Source organism: Kitasatospora sp. NPDC059577, assembly GCF_042735475.1.
Lineage (GTDB): Bacteria > Actinomycetota > Actinomycetes > Streptomycetales > Streptomycetaceae > Kitasatospora.
In genome coordinates, this window is the sequence record NZ_JBHWBZ010000153.1 from 1 (window position 1) to 1,076 (window position 1,076).

General features: G+C 57.8%; 1 rRNA gene. It reads left to right on the forward strand.

Going from position 1 to position 1,076, the window contains the following annotated elements:
• Positions 1 to 1,076: ribosomal RNA gene (locus ACFV0O_RS41505) — 23S ribosomal RNA — on the forward strand; the annotation flags it as partial.

Genomic DNA, 1,076 nt, shown 5'->3' on the forward strand with positions numbered 1-1,076 from the left:
GGCCGTGACTGCGTGCCTTTTGAAGAATGAGCCTGCGAGTTTGCGGTGTGTAGCGAGGTTAACCCGTGTGGGGTAGCCGTAGCGAAAGCGAGTCCGAATAGGGCGGTTGAGTTGCATGCCCAAGACCCGAAGCGGAGTGATCTAGCCATGGGCAGGTTGAAGCGCGGGTAAGACCGTGTGGAGGACCGAACCCACCAGGGTTGAAAACCTGGGGGATGACCTGTGGTTAGGGGTGAAAGGCCAATCAAACTCCGTGATAGCTGGTTCTCCCCGAAATGCATTTAGGTGCAGCGTCACGTGTTTCTTGCCGGAGGTAGAGCACTGGATAGGCGATGGGCCTTACCGGGTTACTGACCTTAGCCAAACTCCGAATGCCGGTAAGTGAGAGCGTGGCAGTGAGACTGTGGGGGATAAGCTCCATGGTCGAGAGGGAAACAGCCCAGAACACCGACTAAGGTCCCTAAGCGTGTGCTAAGTGGGAAAGGATGTGGAGTCGCAGAGACAACCAGGAGGTTGGCTTAGAAGCAGCCACCCTTGAAAGAGTGCGTAATAGCTCACTGGTCAAGTGATTCCGCGCCGACAATGTAGCGGGGCTCAAGCACATCACCGAAGTCGTGTCATTGCAGCATGAAGGGCCAACGCCTGCTGTGATGGGTAGGGGAGCGTCGTGTGCCGGGTGAAGCGGCGGTGGAAACCAGTCGTGGACGGTATACGAGTGAGAATGCAGGCATGAGTAGCGATACAAGAGTGGGAAACTCTTGCGCCGATTGACCAAGGGTTCCTGGGTCAAGCTGATCTGCCCAGGGTAAGTCGGGACCTAAGGCGAGGCCGACAGGCGTAGTCGATGGACAACGGGTTGATATTCCCGTACCCGCTTTGAAGCGCCAACGTCGAACCAGATGATGCTAAGGCCGTGAAGCCGTCCCGGAGCCTTCGGGCAAAGGGAAGTGGTGGAGCCGCCGGCCCAAGTCTGCAGTAGGTGAGCGATGGGGTGACGCAGGAAGGTAGTCCAGCCCGGGCGGTGGTTGTCCCGGGGTAAGGGTGTAGGCCGAGTGATAGGCAAATCCGTCACTCAT